This window comes from Paenibacillus sp. FSL H7-0714 (assembly GCF_038003765.1).
Taxonomy (GTDB): Bacteria; Bacillota; Bacilli; order Paenibacillales; family Paenibacillaceae; genus Paenibacillus_AQ.
The window spans coordinates 6,053,194-6,069,786 of record NZ_JBBOPT010000001.1 but is presented as its reverse complement, the minus strand read 5'-3'; the positions used below and the strand labels follow the sequence as shown (position 1 = coordinate 6,069,786).

16 protein-coding genes are annotated in these 16,593 nt (G+C 44.4%); 7 read left to right on the top strand and 9 right to left on the bottom strand.

The genetic code is table 11. The features are described 5' to 3' along the window. Window positions 1–126 precede the first annotated feature (126 nt). Window positions 127–1,158: a LacI family DNA-binding transcriptional regulator gene (locus tag NST34_RS27245; RefSeq protein ID WP_341129139.1), complete on the bottom strand. Its 1,032-nt coding sequence runs from the start codon at window positions 1,156–1,158 to the stop codon at window positions 127–129. A gap of 121 nt (window positions 1,159–1,279) precedes the next feature. Between NST34_RS27245 and NST34_RS27240 the strand changes: the two genes are divergently transcribed. Then, window positions 1,280–2,980: an alpha amylase N-terminal ig-like domain-containing protein gene (locus tag NST34_RS27240; RefSeq protein ID WP_341129138.1), complete on the top strand. Its 1,701-nt coding sequence runs from the start codon at window positions 1,280–1,282 to the stop codon at window positions 2,978–2,980. Between the two features lie 170 nt (window positions 2,981–3,150). On the opposite strand, the gene NST34_RS27235 is transcribed toward NST34_RS27240, so the two are convergent. Beyond that, a complete protein-coding gene (locus NST34_RS27235) occupies window positions 3,151–4,263 on the bottom strand; it encodes a M23 family metallopeptidase (RefSeq protein ID WP_341129137.1) in 1,113 nt (370 codons plus the stop codon). A 255-nt stretch (window positions 4,264–4,518) separates the two neighbouring features. Between NST34_RS27235 and lipA the strand changes: the two genes are divergently transcribed. Both lipA and NST34_RS27225 read left to right on the top strand, forming a co-directional pair. Next, window positions 4,519–5,424: a lipoyl synthase gene (lipA, locus tag NST34_RS27230; RefSeq protein ID WP_042191639.1), complete on the top strand. Its 906-nt coding sequence runs from the start codon at window positions 4,519–4,521 to the stop codon at window positions 5,422–5,424. Between the two features lie 310 nt (window positions 5,425–5,734). Then, entirely contained in the window at window positions 5,735–6,370 is a 636-nt protein-coding gene (locus NST34_RS27225; RefSeq protein ID WP_081393141.1) for a YutD family protein, read from the top strand. A gap of 126 nt (window positions 6,371–6,496) precedes the next feature. Here NST34_RS27225 and NST34_RS27220 read toward each other — a convergent pair whose 3' ends face one another. The 4 genes from NST34_RS27220 to ylbJ form a co-directional block, all read right to left on the bottom strand. After that, window positions 6,497–7,936 (bottom strand): S41 family peptidase, encoded by a 1,440-nt coding sequence (locus tag NST34_RS27220; RefSeq protein WP_076285267.1) that lies wholly within the window; start codon window positions 7,934–7,936, stop codon window positions 6,497–6,499. A gap of 20 nt (window positions 7,937–7,956) precedes the next feature. Beyond that, a complete protein-coding gene (locus NST34_RS27215; RefSeq protein WP_076285266.1) occupies window positions 7,957–9,141 on the bottom strand; it encodes a stalk domain-containing protein in 1,185 nt (394 codons plus the stop codon). Window positions 9,142–9,298: 157 nt separating this feature from the next. Further along, window positions 9,299–10,102 (bottom strand): NAD kinase, encoded by an 804-nt coding sequence (locus tag NST34_RS27210; protein ID WP_042191633.1) that lies wholly within the window; start codon window positions 10,100–10,102, stop codon window positions 9,299–9,301. A 76-nt stretch (window positions 10,103–10,178) separates the two neighbouring features. After that, window positions 10,179–11,441, bottom strand: a complete 1,263-nt coding sequence (gene ylbJ / locus NST34_RS27205) for a sporulation integral membrane protein YlbJ (RefSeq protein WP_341129136.1) — start codon at window positions 11,439–11,441, stop codon at window positions 10,179–10,181. 412 nt (window positions 11,442–11,853) lie between these two features. Here ylbJ and NST34_RS27200 point away from each other — a divergent pair, with 412 nt between their 5' ends. Both NST34_RS27200 and NST34_RS27195 read left to right on the top strand, forming a co-directional pair. After that, window positions 11,854–12,237, top strand: coding sequence for a globin domain-containing protein (locus NST34_RS27200; RefSeq protein WP_042191628.1), 384 nt, complete (start codon window positions 11,854–11,856; stop codon window positions 12,235–12,237). A 36-nt stretch (window positions 12,238–12,273) separates the two neighbouring features. Then, entirely contained in the window at window positions 12,274–12,984 is a 711-nt protein-coding gene (locus NST34_RS27195; protein ID WP_341051791.1) for a DUF2225 domain-containing protein, read from the top strand. A 92-nt stretch (window positions 12,985–13,076) separates the two neighbouring features. On the opposite strand, the gene NST34_RS27190 is transcribed toward NST34_RS27195, so the two are convergent. Together NST34_RS27190 and NST34_RS27185 are read right to left on the bottom strand one after the other, a co-directional pair. Next, window positions 13,077–13,307, bottom strand: coding sequence for a hypothetical protein (locus tag NST34_RS27190; protein WP_042130921.1), 231 nt, complete (start codon window positions 13,305–13,307; stop codon window positions 13,077–13,079). Further along, a complete protein-coding gene (locus NST34_RS27185; protein WP_149645011.1) occupies window positions 13,304–13,495 on the bottom strand; it encodes a YycC family protein in 192 nt (63 codons plus the stop codon). Before NST34_RS27185 ends, NST34_RS27190 begins: the two co-directional genes overlap by 4 nt. Window positions 13,496–13,613: 118 nt before the next feature. Between NST34_RS27185 and NST34_RS27180 the strand changes: the two genes are divergently transcribed. Together NST34_RS27180 and NST34_RS27175 are read left to right on the top strand one after the other, a co-directional pair. Then, entirely contained in the window at window positions 13,614–15,413 is a 1,800-nt protein-coding gene (locus NST34_RS27180) for a M3 family oligoendopeptidase (RefSeq protein ID WP_076285262.1), read from the top strand. Window positions 15,414–15,774: 361 nt separating this feature from the next. Continuing rightward, window positions 15,775–16,185: an O-methyltransferase gene (locus tag NST34_RS27175; RefSeq protein WP_076285261.1), complete on the top strand. Its 411-nt coding sequence runs from the start codon at window positions 15,775–15,777 to the stop codon at window positions 16,183–16,185. Between the two features lie 141 nt (window positions 16,186–16,326). On the opposite strand, the gene NST34_RS27170 is transcribed toward NST34_RS27175, so the two are convergent. Continuing rightward, window positions 16,327–16,557 (bottom strand): alpha/beta-type small acid-soluble spore protein, encoded by a 231-nt coding sequence (locus tag NST34_RS27170; protein WP_042130917.1) that lies wholly within the window; start codon window positions 16,555–16,557, stop codon window positions 16,327–16,329. Window positions 16,558–16,593 lie beyond the last annotated feature (36 nt).

Below are 16,593 nucleotides of genomic sequence, written 5' to 3'. Positions count from 1 at the left end.
GTTACTATAAGAGTGGATCATAATACCTTTCACATGACAAGGAGCGGCCCCCCCGTGTGGGGCCGCTCCTTGGTAAGTAGTACGAAGCTCTTTCATTGTAGAAGATACAATAGAAAAGTAGTCCAATTATGAAGTTGCTCCAGAGAATTTAGCTCTCATCGTGGATTCACGAGGAATTAGTTCTGGCTCTAGTAGCAAATGCTTGTGGGGCGCATCATTGCCACGAATACGCTCCATCAGCAGCTGCCCTGAAGATACACCCAGCTTAAACGTATCGATATTAAGCGAAGTTAAAGGAGGTGTTGTATAACGGGACAGCGGATATTCATCGAAAGCGGCGATGCCGAGTTCAGATGGAACATCAATTCTGAGTGCTTTTGCGGCTTGAAGCACCCCAAAGGCTACATAACTGTTCATACACACCACAGAGTCTGGCCGTTCTTCACGCTGCAAAAGCTCAAGTGCAGCATGATAGCTATCATGTTCATCAGCCTTGCAGTTAATGATCCATTGCTGAGGAACGGTAAGATCCGCCTGCTGTAATGCGCTTAAGTATCCACCTAGGCGATGTGTATAAATTTTTTCCTGCTGCTGCCCGCCTATGAAGGCTATCTTTGAATAACCTTGTTCGATGAGATGCTCGGTCAGCATGTTGCCGCCTGCTTCATTATCGAAATCAACCCAACTTCCGGGGGTCATAATCTCTCCAATGGAGATGTAAGGAAACTCCAGTTGATTCAGTTCTTCAGATAGCTCTTCAGTCAGCACGGAGTTGTTGGCAATAATACCGTCGACACGTTTGCTAAACACAAGCCTATTTAGAAAATGCCCTTCTGGACTGCTATGTTGCACATTGGAAATGGTCAGCTCGTATTTTAAAGGTGCAATTACGCTCTCGATTCCACCAATAATGTTGTAGAAGAATTGGTTCAGAAACTCACTTTCTTTAGACATATCAACCAGTAAGCCAATATTGCAGCTGCTTTGTCTAGCTAATCCAGTAGCAATACTGCTTGGCGTGTAGTTCATTTGCTTCATAATCTCTCGAACCTTTTGTTTCGTTTCCTGTGATATTTTTGGGGAATCATTTAGTACTTTAGATACAGTAGATTTAGCCACATTGGCTGCTTTAGCAATATCAGAAATCGTTACTTTCATCGTCGTCCCTCATAACTTGAAAACGGTATTTGTAACCATAATAACACAAATTTAGCAGTCTCTCTAATGATGTATGAACAGATAGATAGAACGATAAAAGTATAGAAGGAGTCCATAAGTTATGCCTCAATCATGGTTTGTATATCATACAAGTGAAGATCCATTTGCCTATCCTGTAGGTACAGGGACCCTGAAGCTCAGATTATTTACACAAGCTGGACAGCAATTATCCTGTACCGTAATCCACTCGGATCGTTATGATTCTCCGGGGCAAGAAGTTCCTTTGCAGATGGAGCGGATTGGGTCGGCCGGTATTTATGAGATTCACGAAGCAATTATTCAGACCAGCACTAGAAGAAGCAGATATCTATTCCATATAGCGAATGCTGCGGGGCAGTATATCTGGTATGGAGAGAGGGGCGCGTCGGAGAATCGGGAACGAGCAGGTTCTTTTCAATATGCATATCTTCACCATTCTGAGGCTTTGAAGTTACCGTTATGGAGCCAGGATGCGGTGACCTATCAAATTTATCCTAACAGCTACAATGGTGGAACTCTAAAAGGCATTATGGACAAAATACCTTATCTACAGCAGCTTGGTGTAAACACAATTTACATGACGCCTGTATTTGAGTCTCCTTCCGAGCATAAATATAACACCTCCGATTATTATAAGATCGACCCTGCATTTGGCGATGTAGATGGATTGAAGACGCTAGTCAGTGAGGCACATCGTCATGGAATTAAGGTCATTTTGGATGCCGTGTTTAATCATTCGGGAGATCAATTCTTTGCTTTTAAAGATGTCATGGAACAAGGCGAGCAGTCTCCTTATAAAGATTGGTTCTTTATTCGTTCTTTTCCCGTAACAGAGACGCCTGCCCCGAATTATGAGACATTCGCTAAAGCTGAAGCGCATATGCCTAAGCTGAATATGGATCATCCTGACACGGCTAAATATATGATAGAGGTTGCTAAGTATTGGATTCGTGAGACAGCGATCGACGGCTGGCGTCTTGATGTAGCGAATGAGGTCAACCCGGCTTTTTGGTCCCGGTTTCGGCAAGAGCTCAAGTCTGAATTTCCTGAAATTCTACTCATTGGAGAGATAATGCATGCTTCTGGGCCTTGGCTTAGAGGGGATCAATTCGATGGTGGCATGAATTATGTGCTTCGGGATGCCGTGCTGGAATTCTTTGCAGAGCAGTCAACAGGGCCAGATCGCTTTATGGAGCAAGTACTCCATCAGGAGGCGTTGTATAATGACCAGGCGAATTCGGCTATGTTTCAATTGATTGGCAGTCATGATACGTTGCGTTTTCTTACAGCGTGTAAGGAGGGGGGACGTGGCTGGGACCGCGAGAGTACGGCAATACAGCGCATGAGGCTGGCAGTTTTTTTTCAGATGACTTATATCGGTATTCCGATGATCTATTATGGGGATGAGGTTGGGATGGAAGGAGCTACGGACCCTCACTGTAGAAAAGCTATGGTATGGCAAGAGCAAGCTCAAAATACAGCGCTGCTGAAGTGGTATCAAGAGCTAATTTTCCTAAGAAAAAGCTGTGATATTCTACGAAAAGGTAAGTTTCGTCCTTGGTTCACGGATGAAGTCCGTAATGTCTTCGGTTATACACGGGGAATGGATCAAGAGAAGATAGGTTTAATTATCAATAATTCTCCGAACGCGTACGAGCTTGAGCTTAATGTATATCGTTCGGATAAGAATTTGCTTACCGATTTACTGTCAGGAGCTACTTTTAAAAATAATAACAAGCTTATAGTGAGCATTAAACCGTTTGGATGTTTAATGTTGTACTAAAATAGTATAAGGCCTCTCTTCAAAAGAAGGGGCCTTATTCATCAAGAAACGGGTGTCATCTCCAAAGGATGGCGAAGCCGTTTCTTTTTTAAAATATAAGAAAGTATAAGTTTCACGCTATACATTATCCTTATATTTCTCGCATAAACGCTGACCGTCCTTTAGGGACGCTAAAGGCGTTTTTCCTTGTTTGTAGCACTTTTTTTATTTTTGTTCTTTAAGTCTCTATACTCCTGATTCTCCCATTGTTTTAGCAACGGAAAAGGGTCAAAAGCCCATTCAGTAATCCCTCGGTCACGGTAGATGCCAAAATGTAGATGTGGCGGGAATTTCCCTTGTGTTCCTGGATTTCCGTAACCTGAGCTGCCAACCCAGCCAATGATTTCACCTGGTGAGACGATATCTCCACGAGAAATGGATTTGTTATACCCGGATAAATGGGCGTAATAATGGTAACGGTTCTCGATATCACGAATTCCAATTCTCCAGCCACCGTAGCGGTTCCAGCCTTTAGTTTCCACTAAGCCAAAGCAGGTGCTGCGTACCGGCATACCTTGCGGTGCAAAGAGGTCAGTCCCTTCGTGAATACGTGCCCCACCCCAGCTTCTGCCGGTTCCCCAAGTGCTACGATAAGAATAAGAATTACTTAAGGGAAGTGGAAAAGCATTACCTGATAGGTCAAGCCGACCAAAATGTTCATATAGCTTGGCGAACTGAGCTATGCGCTGAGAGGCACGACCATTGTGATAATACTCCCAAATGCCAATGCTGAAATCATTAGCTGAATCACCATATTTTTGCAAGTGTCTAGCCATACTATATAGAACATCAGCATCATTCTCTGGATCGGCGATTCCATCTCCTGAGCCATCACGGCCGAAGCCGTTAAAGAAAGTGATGGATTCAGGAGAAGTATCCTCCTGATCCGGGTTGAGTGGACCGGACCATACGGGTGCTGGAATCATGATTCCAGTAAGACGGTTGGTGACGGGTTTGTCTGAGGAACCTTTTTTGGCGATGGTGCGTTCATATTGATCAATGGCTGCGAATCTAAACCAAGGGATTCCAGTGGCTGCACTCAGTTGATCATAAATCCCCCTACGGGCAGACCATATGGATTCTTTGCTAGCATTAACAGAATTGCCGCTGCTTTCCACCGGTTGGACTGTAGCCTGTACTGCAGCTACTGGAACGGGAAGGCCTAAACCACCCCAAAGGATAGCGGCCGCGGACAGACATAACATAGTTCTCCGGTTATTAGTATTCTTAAATAGGGCCAGCAAGATAACAGCCTCCTTTTGTCCGGGCGTAGAATTGAATGTAGGCACTTCGGATAAAGCTTTTATTATAGATTGAAGCAAAAGGCTACTTTTTATCCGTTCTTGTCTAAAGGTACCAGTAAATTCTTCGCCGGAATCGAAGTTGAGATGCCCTGCATATTTCACAAAAACAGGCAATTGTAAAGCGCACATGGTATAATATGAGGCAGCATCTTTCATCTGCAGCATCACATTCAGGAGGAAGCGGGGTTTATTATTTTGACGAATAAAACAGCAAAGCAGCCTAAGCCGGATTGGATTAGAATCAAGCTAACTACCGGTGATAACTATCAGGAAATCAAGAGCATGATGCGTTCTAAAACTTTACATACCGTATGTGAAGAAGCTAGGTGTCCGAATATTTATGAATGCTGGGCAAATCGAACGGCTACCTTTATGATTCTTGGTGATATATGTACTCGCGCATGCCGTTTCTGCGCTGTGAATACAGGGTTGCCGACAGAGCTGGACCTGCAGGAGCCTGAACGTGTAGCAGAAGCTGCAGAGGGAATGAACCTTCGCCATTGCGTGGTGACCAGTGTGGCCCGTGATGATCTTGCGGATGGTGGCGCTCAGATTTTTGCTGAGACGGTAGCGGCAATTCGTAAACGCCTTCCGTTGTGTAGTGTTGAAGTATTGATTCCAGATTTCCTGGGAGAACGGAATAGTCTAGAGATTGTTATGAACAGTAATCCAGACATTCTTAACCATAATATTGAGACGGTGGAACGGATGTCAGACCGTGTACGGGCTAAAGCGAAGTATCGCCGTTCGATGGAACTGCTGCGCAGAGCTAAGGAAATGAAGCCGGATATTCCTACCAAATCAAGCATTATGCTTGGAGTCGGTGAAGAGTGGGATGAGATTTTACAAGCAATGGATGATTTACGAGCCGTAAATTGTGATATATTGACTTTAGGACAATACTTGCAGCCTTCTCCAAAGCATTTGAATGTGGAGAAATATTATCCACCAGAGGAATTTGCGCTGCTTAAGGAAGAGGGATTAAAGCGTGGCTTTAGCCATGTGGAATCAGCTCCGCTTGTTCGCAGCTCTTATCGTGCGCATGAGCAGGTGAAATCTGCCGCTCAAGCTCGTGAGGAGCGCACGGTTTCTTCTAGTTAATTTTTGATTTTTCAAGGTAGCAGGGGGCTGAAGGAGCGAAGCGATCTGAGTCTCCCACCCCTAGGTTACACATAAAAAAACGTTGATTTGAGTCATTGGAGAGAAATGTTGGAGCTGTAGGAGCGTTAGCGTTCGCCTTTGTTGATTAATTTCACCGCTGAATGCGGTTCAAATAAAAGAAATTAATCAACAACAGCGACCGAAAGCCCAATATTTCTCGGAAATGACGGCATAATCAACGAAAATACTTTCCTTCGAAAGGCAGGCGACAAAAGGTTTGATCGTTATAGGCGGAAAAGGCTACGAACTAATGTTAGATCATAAGGATGGTTGGAATCCGGAGGCGTTTCGCGGAAGATATAGCGAAGTACTGGAAAGATACGACTACATTATTGGTGACTGGGGTTACAGTCAGCTGCGTTTGAAAGGTTTTTATCGGGACAACCACCCAAAGGTGAATCGGGATACAGCGATTTCTGGCATGGTCGATTATATTAATGAATATTGCAATTTTGGCTGCGCATATTTTGTGTTGCATAAGTTAAAAGAGGTACCACAAGAGGGTTTGTTCAAGGATATTCTGATCAAAGAAATACCAGAGCCGAGTGAGGAAGAAGATTCGGAGCTAGAAGCTGAGGATAATGATGGAGCGGCTATAGATAAGGAGCTCTCCTCTAAAGAAACATCATCTAAGCAAGGTTCGAATTCATCTGCTGCATTTAAAGAGATGACTTCTGCTAAGGATAGACCTTTGAGAGAACATCAAAGTCGAAATCACCGGGGTAAAGATTCGCAAGGGAAGAAATCCAAAAAGGAATTTCAAAGCAGACCACCACAAGGTCAATCCCAAAAACCCCAAAACACACAAAAGCCTCAAAATAATCAAAACACACAAAACACACAAAACACACAAAACACACAAAACATAGAAAATCCACAATCTTAACGATGAAAGCTGACCATAAGTAGAGTCCTTCTACGAATGAGACAGCTTTTTTCTTTTGAATAGATATGTACAAATAATAAAGGCAGAAAACCCCATCTCTGGAGAATTGCTGCCTTTTCTTATGGATTATTTTATAGATAATTTCAATTGCTTTTGTGTAGCATTGTAACTCCATACGAGTGCCGGAAACTTCTTCTTAAAGGCATTTAATTCAATGTAGGTCTCACCATTCTGAGATAGCGCCTCTTTGGAGGAAAGCGTAAAGCCGGTAGATGTGCCTGTTCCGCTCTTTACGATGACCTTCTTGTTCTTGGCATCCCAGGTGATCTCGCCCTCGACAAGCGCAGCCAGCACCAGCGATGAAGCATAAGTTTTATCGCCCTGCTTCACAAGACCAACATTACCAGCAAAAGGAACCCCGTTGATATTTAAGATATGATGATCTCCGGTGACTTCTAAAGTCTTCATTCCAGCAATCTGCAGGGCGGTAATCAACTGTGCAGTTTTCCCTTTTACCTCAATATCCGGTGCGAGACCGATGTGATTAAAGTCTTCTTTTTTAGGTGTTAGATATTTCTGCGTGGTCAATTTCAGCATGTCGCCATTAGACACTGGAAGTAGGCTTTGAATACGCGCTTTGCCGTAAGAACGAGTGCCTACAACAGTAGCCAGCTTGTTGTCGCGCAGGGCGCCCGTAAGAGCTTCTGACGCACTTGCAGTGTATTCGTTGGTTAGAATTACGACGGGCACACCGATTTTGCTGCCACTAGTAATCGTTACAGGAGTTAACGCGCCACTTTGATCAGAGGTATACATCATGATGCCTTTATCCATAAAACTAGAGGCAATGTTGTATGCCGAATCCATGTAGCCACCCAAGTTATCACGTAAATCAAGCACCATGGATTTCATTCCCGCTGTACGCATCTTCTTCAGCATAGCGGCGAATTCTTCATCAGAATTCTGTGTGAAACCACTTAGCGAAATATAGGCAATCTTCGGACCAATGAGGGTTCCAAAAACGGAAGTCGAGTTCAATTCATTTCGGGTGACAACATAAGATTTTGTGACACCGTTTCTGAGGATCAGCAGGGTGACCTTAGTGCCCGCGGCTCCACTTAGTTCCGAATCATCCGTTTCGTCAACAGGTATTCCGTTGATTTTGAGAATCGTATCGCCGCGTTTCAAGCCTGCCTTTTCAGAAGGAGAACCTGGAGAGATTTCTTCGATGTAGAGCTCTGTTGGCGTATATTGAAGTTTAACACCGATGCCAACGTATTCGAGATCAACCGCATGTTCAAATTGCGCCGCTTCCTCGGAATTGAAGTATTGGCTGTATGGATCATCCAGTGTGTTCACCATGCCGTCAATTGCTCCGCGAATCAAAATATCTTTATCTACATCTGAAAGATTATAGTTCTCCAATAGCTTCATTACTTCATTAATAAGATCACTGTTGTCTGTGGAAGCTTTAGCGGCATCTGCAGCGGAAGCCAGTGGAGCAAATGTAATAGATAAAGCTAGACAGCTGGTTAACAGTGCACTTATTATTTTTTTTGATTTCATGGAATCAAACACCCTTTTTATTAGGATTTCACAAGTTTATTGTAGATGCTATATGTGTCATCGATTGTCCATACACCAGTATCCGACTTGGATAGAATATAGATAAGGCCTTGCTCATAAGTCTCCTCTTCACTAGCTTCCTTGTCTTTGCTTTCTACATATATAGCAGCTTCTTTGGCACTGTAATAATAAATATTTGAAATGCCTGGAGTATAGGTAATATCATACGAAGCAAAGAAATCATCCAAATCTGCCTTGAGAGAGGAATCATATTCTTCTCCATATGAAGTCATCGTGGAAAGAACTGCTGTAGGATTCTGTTCGTTCATTGCTTGATAATACTTGCTAATAGTACCTTTGAGGGCATCCGCATCGTTTTGAGGGATGTTGGCTGCTGGTTTTATACCTTGTTCATGAGTAAGGAGAACGGTCGAGCTTTGGGATTCCACGGATGAAATCTTCCAGCTTCCGTTCTTGCGGACCAGGGTATATACGTATTCATTCTCTGTATCTGGAGTATAAGTCCCACCTATTCTGCGTGAACTTTCAAGCGTATACACAGTGGCTTCGTCAGCTGTAATGTCGAGGATTTCCAAGCTATCAATAGTATTCTTTATGTCAAAAGCTTTAAAAGATTCATTGAGTTCGGCCACTGATTCCGTGTAAGAGTACTCCGGATCCATAAGGGAGTAGAAGCTAGTCGCTTTTTCTTCATTGAAATATTGATTAGACAAACGGATTAATGCTGTAATGGCTGCTTCGTCCTTACCTTTGGAGACAGGAGTAGTAATTTGTACACTTCTACTGGTAGAATTCCAGACAGCTGTGCCCCCGGTTGCCTCTGCGATAAAACGCAAAGGGATGTATGTAGTGCCGGCTGAGGAAACTGGTGCAGTGGTTAGTTTTTTAACGGTTCCGTTAACAGTAGCGCGGTTACTGCCAATTTTGAGGGTAATCGCAAGATTTGAACTTTTTCCTGTTACCGTTCCAGTTTTGGCATCCCAGAGAACTTGAAGTCCAAGCTTCTCAAAGACAACCCGGAAAGGTACAAGTACAGAATTGTTCGCTAAGTATGGGGATCCAGCGGTGAAGGAAACCTTACTTCCGTTAATATAAACATCAATTGGTTTCGATGCTGCAAAAGCCGGGACCGCAAGTATGAGGGCCAGTAGACTTATGCTTAAGAGGGATAAAAATCTTTTCAACAGTACTCTCTCCTTTTATGTAACTCTTTGTAAAATAGCCTCATTATACCATTTGGCTTCTCTCTCAGTCTATCAGTTGGTGTTAGTTTTGTCACACAAAAAAGCCGGAGAAATGGATATCTCCAGCCACTGAAAATCGTTGGATCGAAGGTTAATCTTAAACTAAAAAAGCTTCACGTACACGGTTCCAGAACGGAAAAGGACGGTACCTGGCGAAACTGACCTTCTTGTCCGATACTTGGCAGCGTACTGAAATCAGATCATCTACTGGGATATTGTTATGATCTATCGTGAGTAGTAAGCGCTGATCCTTACATGAAAGAATATCGCAATGGTGATGCTTCGGCAGTAGTAATGGCGACCCCATTGTTCGAAATACGCGGTTGTTAATTGAGGCGATTTCGGCAATCTGCAGCGCTTCTATAGATGGGTGAACCATGGCTCCCCCAAGGCTTTTGTTATAGGCCGTGCTACCAGAAGGAGTAGAAATACAAAGCCCATCACCCCGGAACATTTCGAAGGTAACATCATTGATGTCAACTTGAATCATTATAGTTCCATCTACCCCTTTAAGGGTAAATTCATTTAGGGCAATGTGGGACGAAGAACCGGATTTCTTGTGAATTTCCAGCTCAAGCAACGGATATTTCACGATACGAGGTTTCTGAGGCTCAGAATCCTCGGTTCCGCACATGTAGTCGATTAAGGTGGGTAGCTCTTCCGCTTGCCAGTCCGCATAGAAGCCTAAGTGTCCTGTGTGCACACCTACGAAGGCTAGATTGGGGATTTGATCGATAAAGGTATGAAAAGCGTGCAGCATTGTGCCGTCTCCGCCAATAGAGATGACGATTTCGGGAGACTCGGCATCCAGTTGCAGGTCCCGCTCCGCCGCCAGCTTGTGAAACTGCTCGGCAAGTTTGATTGATAGTTCATCACCGCGGTCCAGAACATAATATCTCAAGATGTACAGGCTCCTTTTGTATAATTCAGTCATACACCGATCATAATCAATCTTGACCCGGAACACAATATGTTAATCAACTTCGCCGTACCCATCGAATCATTGTCATGAATACAGGGATAAGCAGTGAGACTAGAATTGCAGCAGTTAATAATAGGCTCAGCAGGGCGAGGCTTGCCGTGATCCCTGAGGCAGAAGGAGTAAAGGCAGCAGAGACTGGTAATGATACCCATGCGGTAGACAGCCCTGTTTTCATCACAGGGTTCCAGAGCAGCAAGACCAATCCTGATGCGAGTATGGCGTGAATTAGCCGTGCAGTCAAAAATGGCAGATACCGCAGCCCGGTACCGTTCAGAATACTTGCCACCTGGGCATGTACAGATAATCCGCCCCAAGAGAGAATGAAGGCAGCTGCCGCTACCTTGAACTGAAGCGGGATGGAAGCTGCGGCTTCACCTGCTGAACGGGCACCGATTGTCACCTCAAAGAATCCGCTAATGAGAGCCTGAGCTAGTTCTGGAGGACCACCTACAAGGGACACAAGATGTCCGGTCATGTTAAAGAGGGAGGATAGGATACCGGCACGGGCTAGCAGTTCCATTAGCACATTGAAGAATACAACCAAACCGCCTACGACAATAATAAGCTTTAGCGAGGACTGGATTGCTCCCTTTAATAGCTCCCCAAAGCTCCGTCCATCTTTGCGCCGAGCCTCCTCCATGGCAAGAAGTGCTGCATGGATTCTTCCAAAACCTTTTTTGGCTGGAACAGAGGGGGCAGTAGAACTAGTTATGGATGGGTCTTGGGAGGGGGAGCTCTGTTCTTTGCGTCCATGGAACGACATTAGCAAGCCAACAATCAAACCGCTCCCATAGTGGGCGAGGGCTAGGATGAGCCCCAACGATGCGTCTCGAAAGAAACCAACGGATACTGCACCTAACAGAAAGATTGGGTCAGAGGAGGTTGTGAAAGCGACTAATCGTTCGCCCTCTACTCTGCTAATCAGATTCTGTTCCCGCAGCTTAGCGGTTAATTTAGCGCCAACAGGATATCCTGATACATATCCCATCGCAGCGACAAACCCGCCGCTACCTGGTATACCAAAAAGAGGGCGCATCAATGGATCGAGCAGTGCACCGAAGAGATGAACGATCCCTAGGCCTAGCATGATTTCGGATATGACGAAGAATGGAAATAGGGAGGGGAATAACACATCCCACCAGATGGCCAGGCCTCGTAAGGCTGCGCCAAGGGATGCCTCCGGATGAAGCAACATCAGCAGCATACAGCCTGCCAATGTTATTCCCAGCAGTGGGCCGCCAATCTTTTTAAAAGTCATAATTAACGCCTCCTGATCTATGGTTAGATGTATGCGAAAAGAAGGACAAACAGCACAAAAAAAATAAAGGAAGCGGTTACATAAATCGGTGCTTTTTCGTTCGAAATATGATATTATGTAAATAAGAAATGCACCCTCTGTTACAAGAATAAATGGGATGGAGTGATGGCGATGAGCGTTGTAGCCGGAGTTCTCGTTTGTGCTTTTGTATATGTGATCCGGGTCTCTCTCGTCCCTTCAGGTGATGAAGAATTTCGGACCTACTGACAATAACCTCCAGGCGCTAAACTATAGTTTAGCGTCTTTTTTCTGCCGTTTAGGGGCACTTTCGACGGATATCCGAGCCGTGCTTTTTTTTGGTATAATAAAGTAAGAAACGTTTCATTAATATGGAAGAGAGCTGGTAACCTCAATGAATCCAAATGAGAGTATATATGAGAACCTAGGAGGAGCTGAGGCGCTACATCGATTGGTGGAAGTGTTCTATGCCAAAGTGCAGCTTCATCCGCAGCTGGGTCCGTTATTTCCTGAAGACATTTCTCCTGTTCTGGAGAAGCAGTATCAATTCCTGACACAGTTTTTTGGCGGTGGCCCATTGTATTCAGAACTGCATGGACATCCCATGATGAGAGCAAGGCATATGCATATTCCCATTACTCCAGAACGTGCTGAAGAATGGTTGCAGTGTATGAAAGAGGCGCTTGAGGAGACCGGCGTAGAAGAGCCGCTACGTTCGTTCGTGCTCAGCCGTCTTGCAGGTCCCGCACATCATTTTGTTAACATGCCCCAGGAATAATAAGGGACAGGTTGATCCTGAAAGGAATGAGAGTACTTGCCAGAGTTAATACCCCTATATTCTATTAAGGTCAAATGTTGCAATTGTGAACATGAATTTTCAACCTCTCGCGTACGCCCTAGCCTAAAAAAGGCTATCCGCCGCGATGCTGATTTTTGCGCATATTACAAAAACGAGAATCCGGATTATTATGTTGTACGTGTCTGCCCGAGTTGTGGGTTTGCCTCTACAGAAAATTCAGCGGACAAGCTGACGGATCTGCAGCGAAAAACATTTAATGAACAGGTAGGAAAACGATGGAAGAGCCGTGACTTTGGGGATAAACGAAGCTGGGAAACTGCACTTGAGACCTATAAACTGGCGCTTTTATGCGCTCAAAGTATTAACGATAAGGATCGAATTATTGCAAGTCTGCTTCATCACATTGCCTGGTTGTATCGGTATCAAGGGAATACGGAACAGGAACAACGCTTTTTGCGCTATTCATTAGCTGAATATGTGAAGGTATACGAAAAAGACGGAATAGCTGGCAATGATGCCCGGCTCATGTATCTTATCGGCGAACTTAACCGGCGCATCGGAGAGTTCTCTGTGGCTGTAATGTGGTTCTCCCGCCTGATTAATGATCAGAAGATTATGGATGCTGCGATGATTCGAGCTGCCAGGGAGCAGTGGGTTGTGCTAAGAGAGCAAATGCGCGGCGAAGCTGTAGATATTGATGCCGATGGATTGCCTTCAGGTTCTTAAAGCTTCACGAACAACAAAAAGCGCAGAAGAGAGTAATGCTCTCGTCTGCGCTTTATAAAAATGGTAAGATTGGGATTTAGATGACCTTCTATTTATCGGACTGCCCGATCGAATAGGAGGTAATCTCCGTCGTTATCTACAACTGTGGGACTGGCGCTGCAACATGGGAAGACAAGTAGTTTTTTCTTGCCGTCACGAACGATTTGCAATTCTTTTGGCTTCATAGGGAGAAGAACATTCTCCGAGTTGCAGAAAGGGCAATACTGCACATACATATCGCCTAAAATAATGTCATAAGGCCAGGTATGACTAAAAGGAATCATTGTGAACCCTTCCCAGAAGGAGACTCTTCATTTCCATCCTCAGCTTGCGGTGAATTCTGCTTTTTGGATAGCTCAGCTATTTTTTGTAGCAAAATATGTTGGGGCATATGCATCAAGTGTTCCAGTGGAACGCCTAGTTGCTTGGATAACGTTATGGCTGTTTCCGGTGAAATTTGTAGTGGCTTCATATGGATGCCCTCCTAAAGTTTATCGGCTATGAATGTTCCGGTATCGTTATTCACTTTACCATGGTGTTAAGTCAATTACAAAGAAAACCAAATGAGAGCAAAGGAATGGTGAGAAGACATGAAACAACCATTATCACTGACTTGGGAACTTGATTCCATATTTCCTGGGGGATCGTCCTCTACTGAGTTAGAAAGCTTTTTAAAGAATCTTGAACAAGATATTGCAGCCTTACAGGGTCTGGTGAAGAATGCTGTAGCTCCAACGGATGTTGAGTCTACAAAGGCGCTGGACGAGGTTATAGAACTGCTTCAGAGCTGTTCAGGAAGACTTGTGGAGGTCTCTTCCTTCGCAGACTGTCTGGGCGCTCAGAATCAAATGGACAAAGGTGCGGTAAGACTGGCGGCTCGAGTGACAAGTATGCGTGCCGGATTCGAAGGCATTAGCTCACAATTCAGTAATGTGCTTCGTCAGACTATAGACAAGGTATGGGCAGAGTGGATGGCACGTCCGGAGATTGCTCCATTAACGTTCGTGCTGAGCGAGAGCCGTGACTTGGCCCGTGAGAAGATGAGCCCAGAGTTGGAAAGCTTAGCGCTTGAACTAGCCGTTGACGGATATCATGGATGGAGCGGGCACTATGATACGATTGTAAGCTCGATTAAGATCCCATTTGAGGATGAAGAAGGAACAAAGCTGCTCTCCGCAGGTCAAGCTTTTAACAAGCTGGATGATCCAGATCCGAAAGTACGTCAATCCATGTTCCATAAATGGGAAGAAGCATGGACCGAAGCAGCAGATAACTGTGCGGATACCTTGAATCACTTAGCAGGCTTCCGTCTGAAGCTCTATAAAGGAAGAGGTTGGGAAGATATTCTGAAAGATCCGCTAAGCATCAATCGTATGTCACAAGATACTTTGAATGCGATGTGGGACGTGATTACGAATAGCAAGCCTGCACTCGTGACCTATCTTCAGCGTAAAGCTAAGCTGCTTGGACTGGATGCTCTTTCCTGGGTAGATGTCGAAGCGCCAGTGGGTAAATCTTCAGGTAAAATCCCATATGATCAGGCCGCTAAAGATATCGTTACCCAGTTCCGCAAATTTAGTCCGAAGATGGCAGAGTTTGCAGAGCGTGCTTTTGATAATAACTGGATTGAGGTTGAGGATCGTCCGGGAAAACGTCCTGGAGGTTTCTGTACATCCTTCCCTGAGAGTAAGGAATCGCGGATTTTCATGACTTATAGCGGTACAACTTCCAATGTTTCAACCTTGGCACATGAGCTGGGACATGCTTATCATTCTTACTTGCTGGATGATCAACCTGTATTTAATCAGAACTACGCTATGAACGTTGCAGAGACTGCTTCAACCTTCGCAGAGGTCATTGTATCTGACGCTCAGGTTAAAGCCGCTGGCAACGCTGAAGAGAAACTGGCGTTGCTTGAAACGAAAATTCAAAACAGCGTAGCTTTCTTTATGAACATTCACGCTCGGTTCTTATTCGAGACTCGTTTTTATGAGAAACGTAAGGAAGGCCTTGTAAATGCTGAGGAGCTGTCTGAATTGATGGTGGAAGCACAGAAGGAAGCCTTCTGTGGGGTGCTTTCGGAATACCATCCTCATTTCTGGGCTTCTAAACTGCATTTTTATATCACAGATGTGCCGTTCTATAACTTCCCTTACACCGTTGGCTACATGTTCAGCACAGGATTGTATCGACTGGCTCTGCAAGAAGGAGCGTCCTTTGCAGACAAATACGATAGCTTGTTGCAAGATACTGGTGTGATGACTTTAGAGGATTTGGTACTTAAGCATCTGGGTGTGGATCTTACGAAGCCGGACTTCTGGCAAGGCGCTACAGATCTGATTGTAGCTGACATTAATGAGTTCTTGGAGATGACGGAGCAATTAGTTTGAAAAAGTCTAAACTAAGACAAATTTAGCGGTAGAAAAAACAACAATTTTTCAGCATGAACACGCAAAAGTCCCTGATACAGGGGCTTTTTTTAATGATAAAATGTCGAAAAATCACGATTTATAAAAAGAAATATGTGATTAATCTATGGATTTCGCGCATCTATAGGGATAATAACCCAATTTTGCCGAATAATGTTGTTTGCCATTTGTTAGTAACCTATAATGAGTCTTAAGCCTTATATAAGGCACGCTAGAATACCACTTGGCTAAACTCACAAAAATAAGCAAGCGCTTACGAAGTCAGTTCTGCGAAGTGCACTCAAATCAAGCTATGCTCACAAAACTTTTAGGAGGAAAAGTAATGCTTAAGACGGAACAACTATCATTAGCGAGACAGATGGATATGGTGTTTAAGGAGCTGCAGGAAGAATTATCGGGATTAACTTCTGGTACGGTTTTTGTGCAAATACGAAATAACATGATCGGAAAATTCGGGATACGACATAATCCTCTTTCTGGGCGAAGCGGGGGATTCACTGATGCAAAAGAAGGGATGACAGATGGACAACAGTCTTCTTTTCGACTAATGGCACTGGAAAGCCTGAAATACAAGCGGCGTTGGACGCATGGTGAGATTTCTTATGAATTCGCCATTAGACAGGGAATGGTGATTGTAGATGCTACATTGGAGTCCAATTATAATATGGCGAATCTAATGATTCGATCGCCTCGTAATGCCTTTGCTGAAAGTTCCGAACAGTTTTTTGGTTAAGCGTTGTTTACATAAAATTTCAATAATTGTGAAAATCAAAAACCCTCCCACAGCTTCAGAAAGAAGTGTGAGAGGGCTCGAAAGCTACTCGGCTTTAGGCTTAATATGCCCTAGCCGGATAAAACACTTAAGATAACGTTGTTACTGACGACCAGACAGTTGTTGTTCTGCCAGTTGTACTAGACGTTTAGTGATGTAACCGCCCAGAGAACCAGTTTCGCGAGAAGTGTAGTTCCCGTAATAACCGTCAGCTGGGATCGTTACTCCAAGCTCCTGTGCTGCTTCATATTTCAACTGTTGCAATGCCGCAGTTGCTTGAGGAACGACCAGGTTATTGGAACGGCTGCTACGACCTTGACCTGCTTGACCCATGTGTGTCACCTCCTTCGCCCGTTGTGAAGATAGTAT

What these genes read in the sequence shown, in the direction of transcription:
- NST34_RS27245 (WP_341129139.1), bottom strand. Translation starts at nt 1,158, where the DNA reads ATGAAAGTAACGATTTCTGATATTGCTAAAGCAGCCAATGTGGCTAAA.
- NST34_RS27180 (WP_076285262.1), top strand. Translation starts at nt 13,614, where the DNA reads ATGAAACAACCATTATCACTGACTTGGGAACTTGATTCCATATTTCCT.
- ylbJ (WP_341129136.1), bottom strand. Translation starts at nt 11,441, where the DNA reads ATGACTTTTAAAAAGATTGGCGGCCCACTGCTGGGAATAACATTGGCA.
- NST34_RS27225 (WP_081393141.1), top strand. Translation starts at nt 5,735, where the DNA reads ATGTTAGATCATAAGGATGGTTGGAATCCGGAGGCGTTTCGCGGAAGA.
- NST34_RS27200 (WP_042191628.1), top strand. Translation starts at nt 11,854, where the DNA reads ATGAATCCAAATGAGAGTATATATGAGAACCTAGGAGGAGCTGAGGCG.
- NST34_RS27185 (WP_149645011.1), bottom strand. Translation starts at nt 13,495, where the DNA reads ATGAAGCCACTACAAATTTCACCGGAAACAGCCATAACGTTATCCAAG.
- NST34_RS27240 (WP_341129138.1), top strand. Translation starts at nt 1,280, where the DNA reads ATGCCTCAATCATGGTTTGTATATCATACAAGTGAAGATCCATTTGCC.
- NST34_RS27175 (WP_076285261.1), top strand. Translation starts at nt 15,775, where the DNA reads ATGCTTAAGACGGAACAACTATCATTAGCGAGACAGATGGATATGGTG.
- NST34_RS27190 (WP_042130921.1), bottom strand. Translation starts at nt 13,307, where the DNA reads ATGATTCCTTTTAGTCATACCTGGCCTTATGACATTATTTTAGGCGAT.
- NST34_RS27170 (WP_042130917.1), bottom strand. Translation starts at nt 16,557, where the DNA reads ATGGGTCAAGCAGGTCAAGGTCGTAGCAGCCGTTCCAATAACCTGGTC.
- NST34_RS27220 (WP_076285267.1), bottom strand. Translation starts at nt 7,936, where the DNA reads ATGAAATCAAAAAAAATAATAAGTGCACTGTTAACCAGCTGTCTAGCT.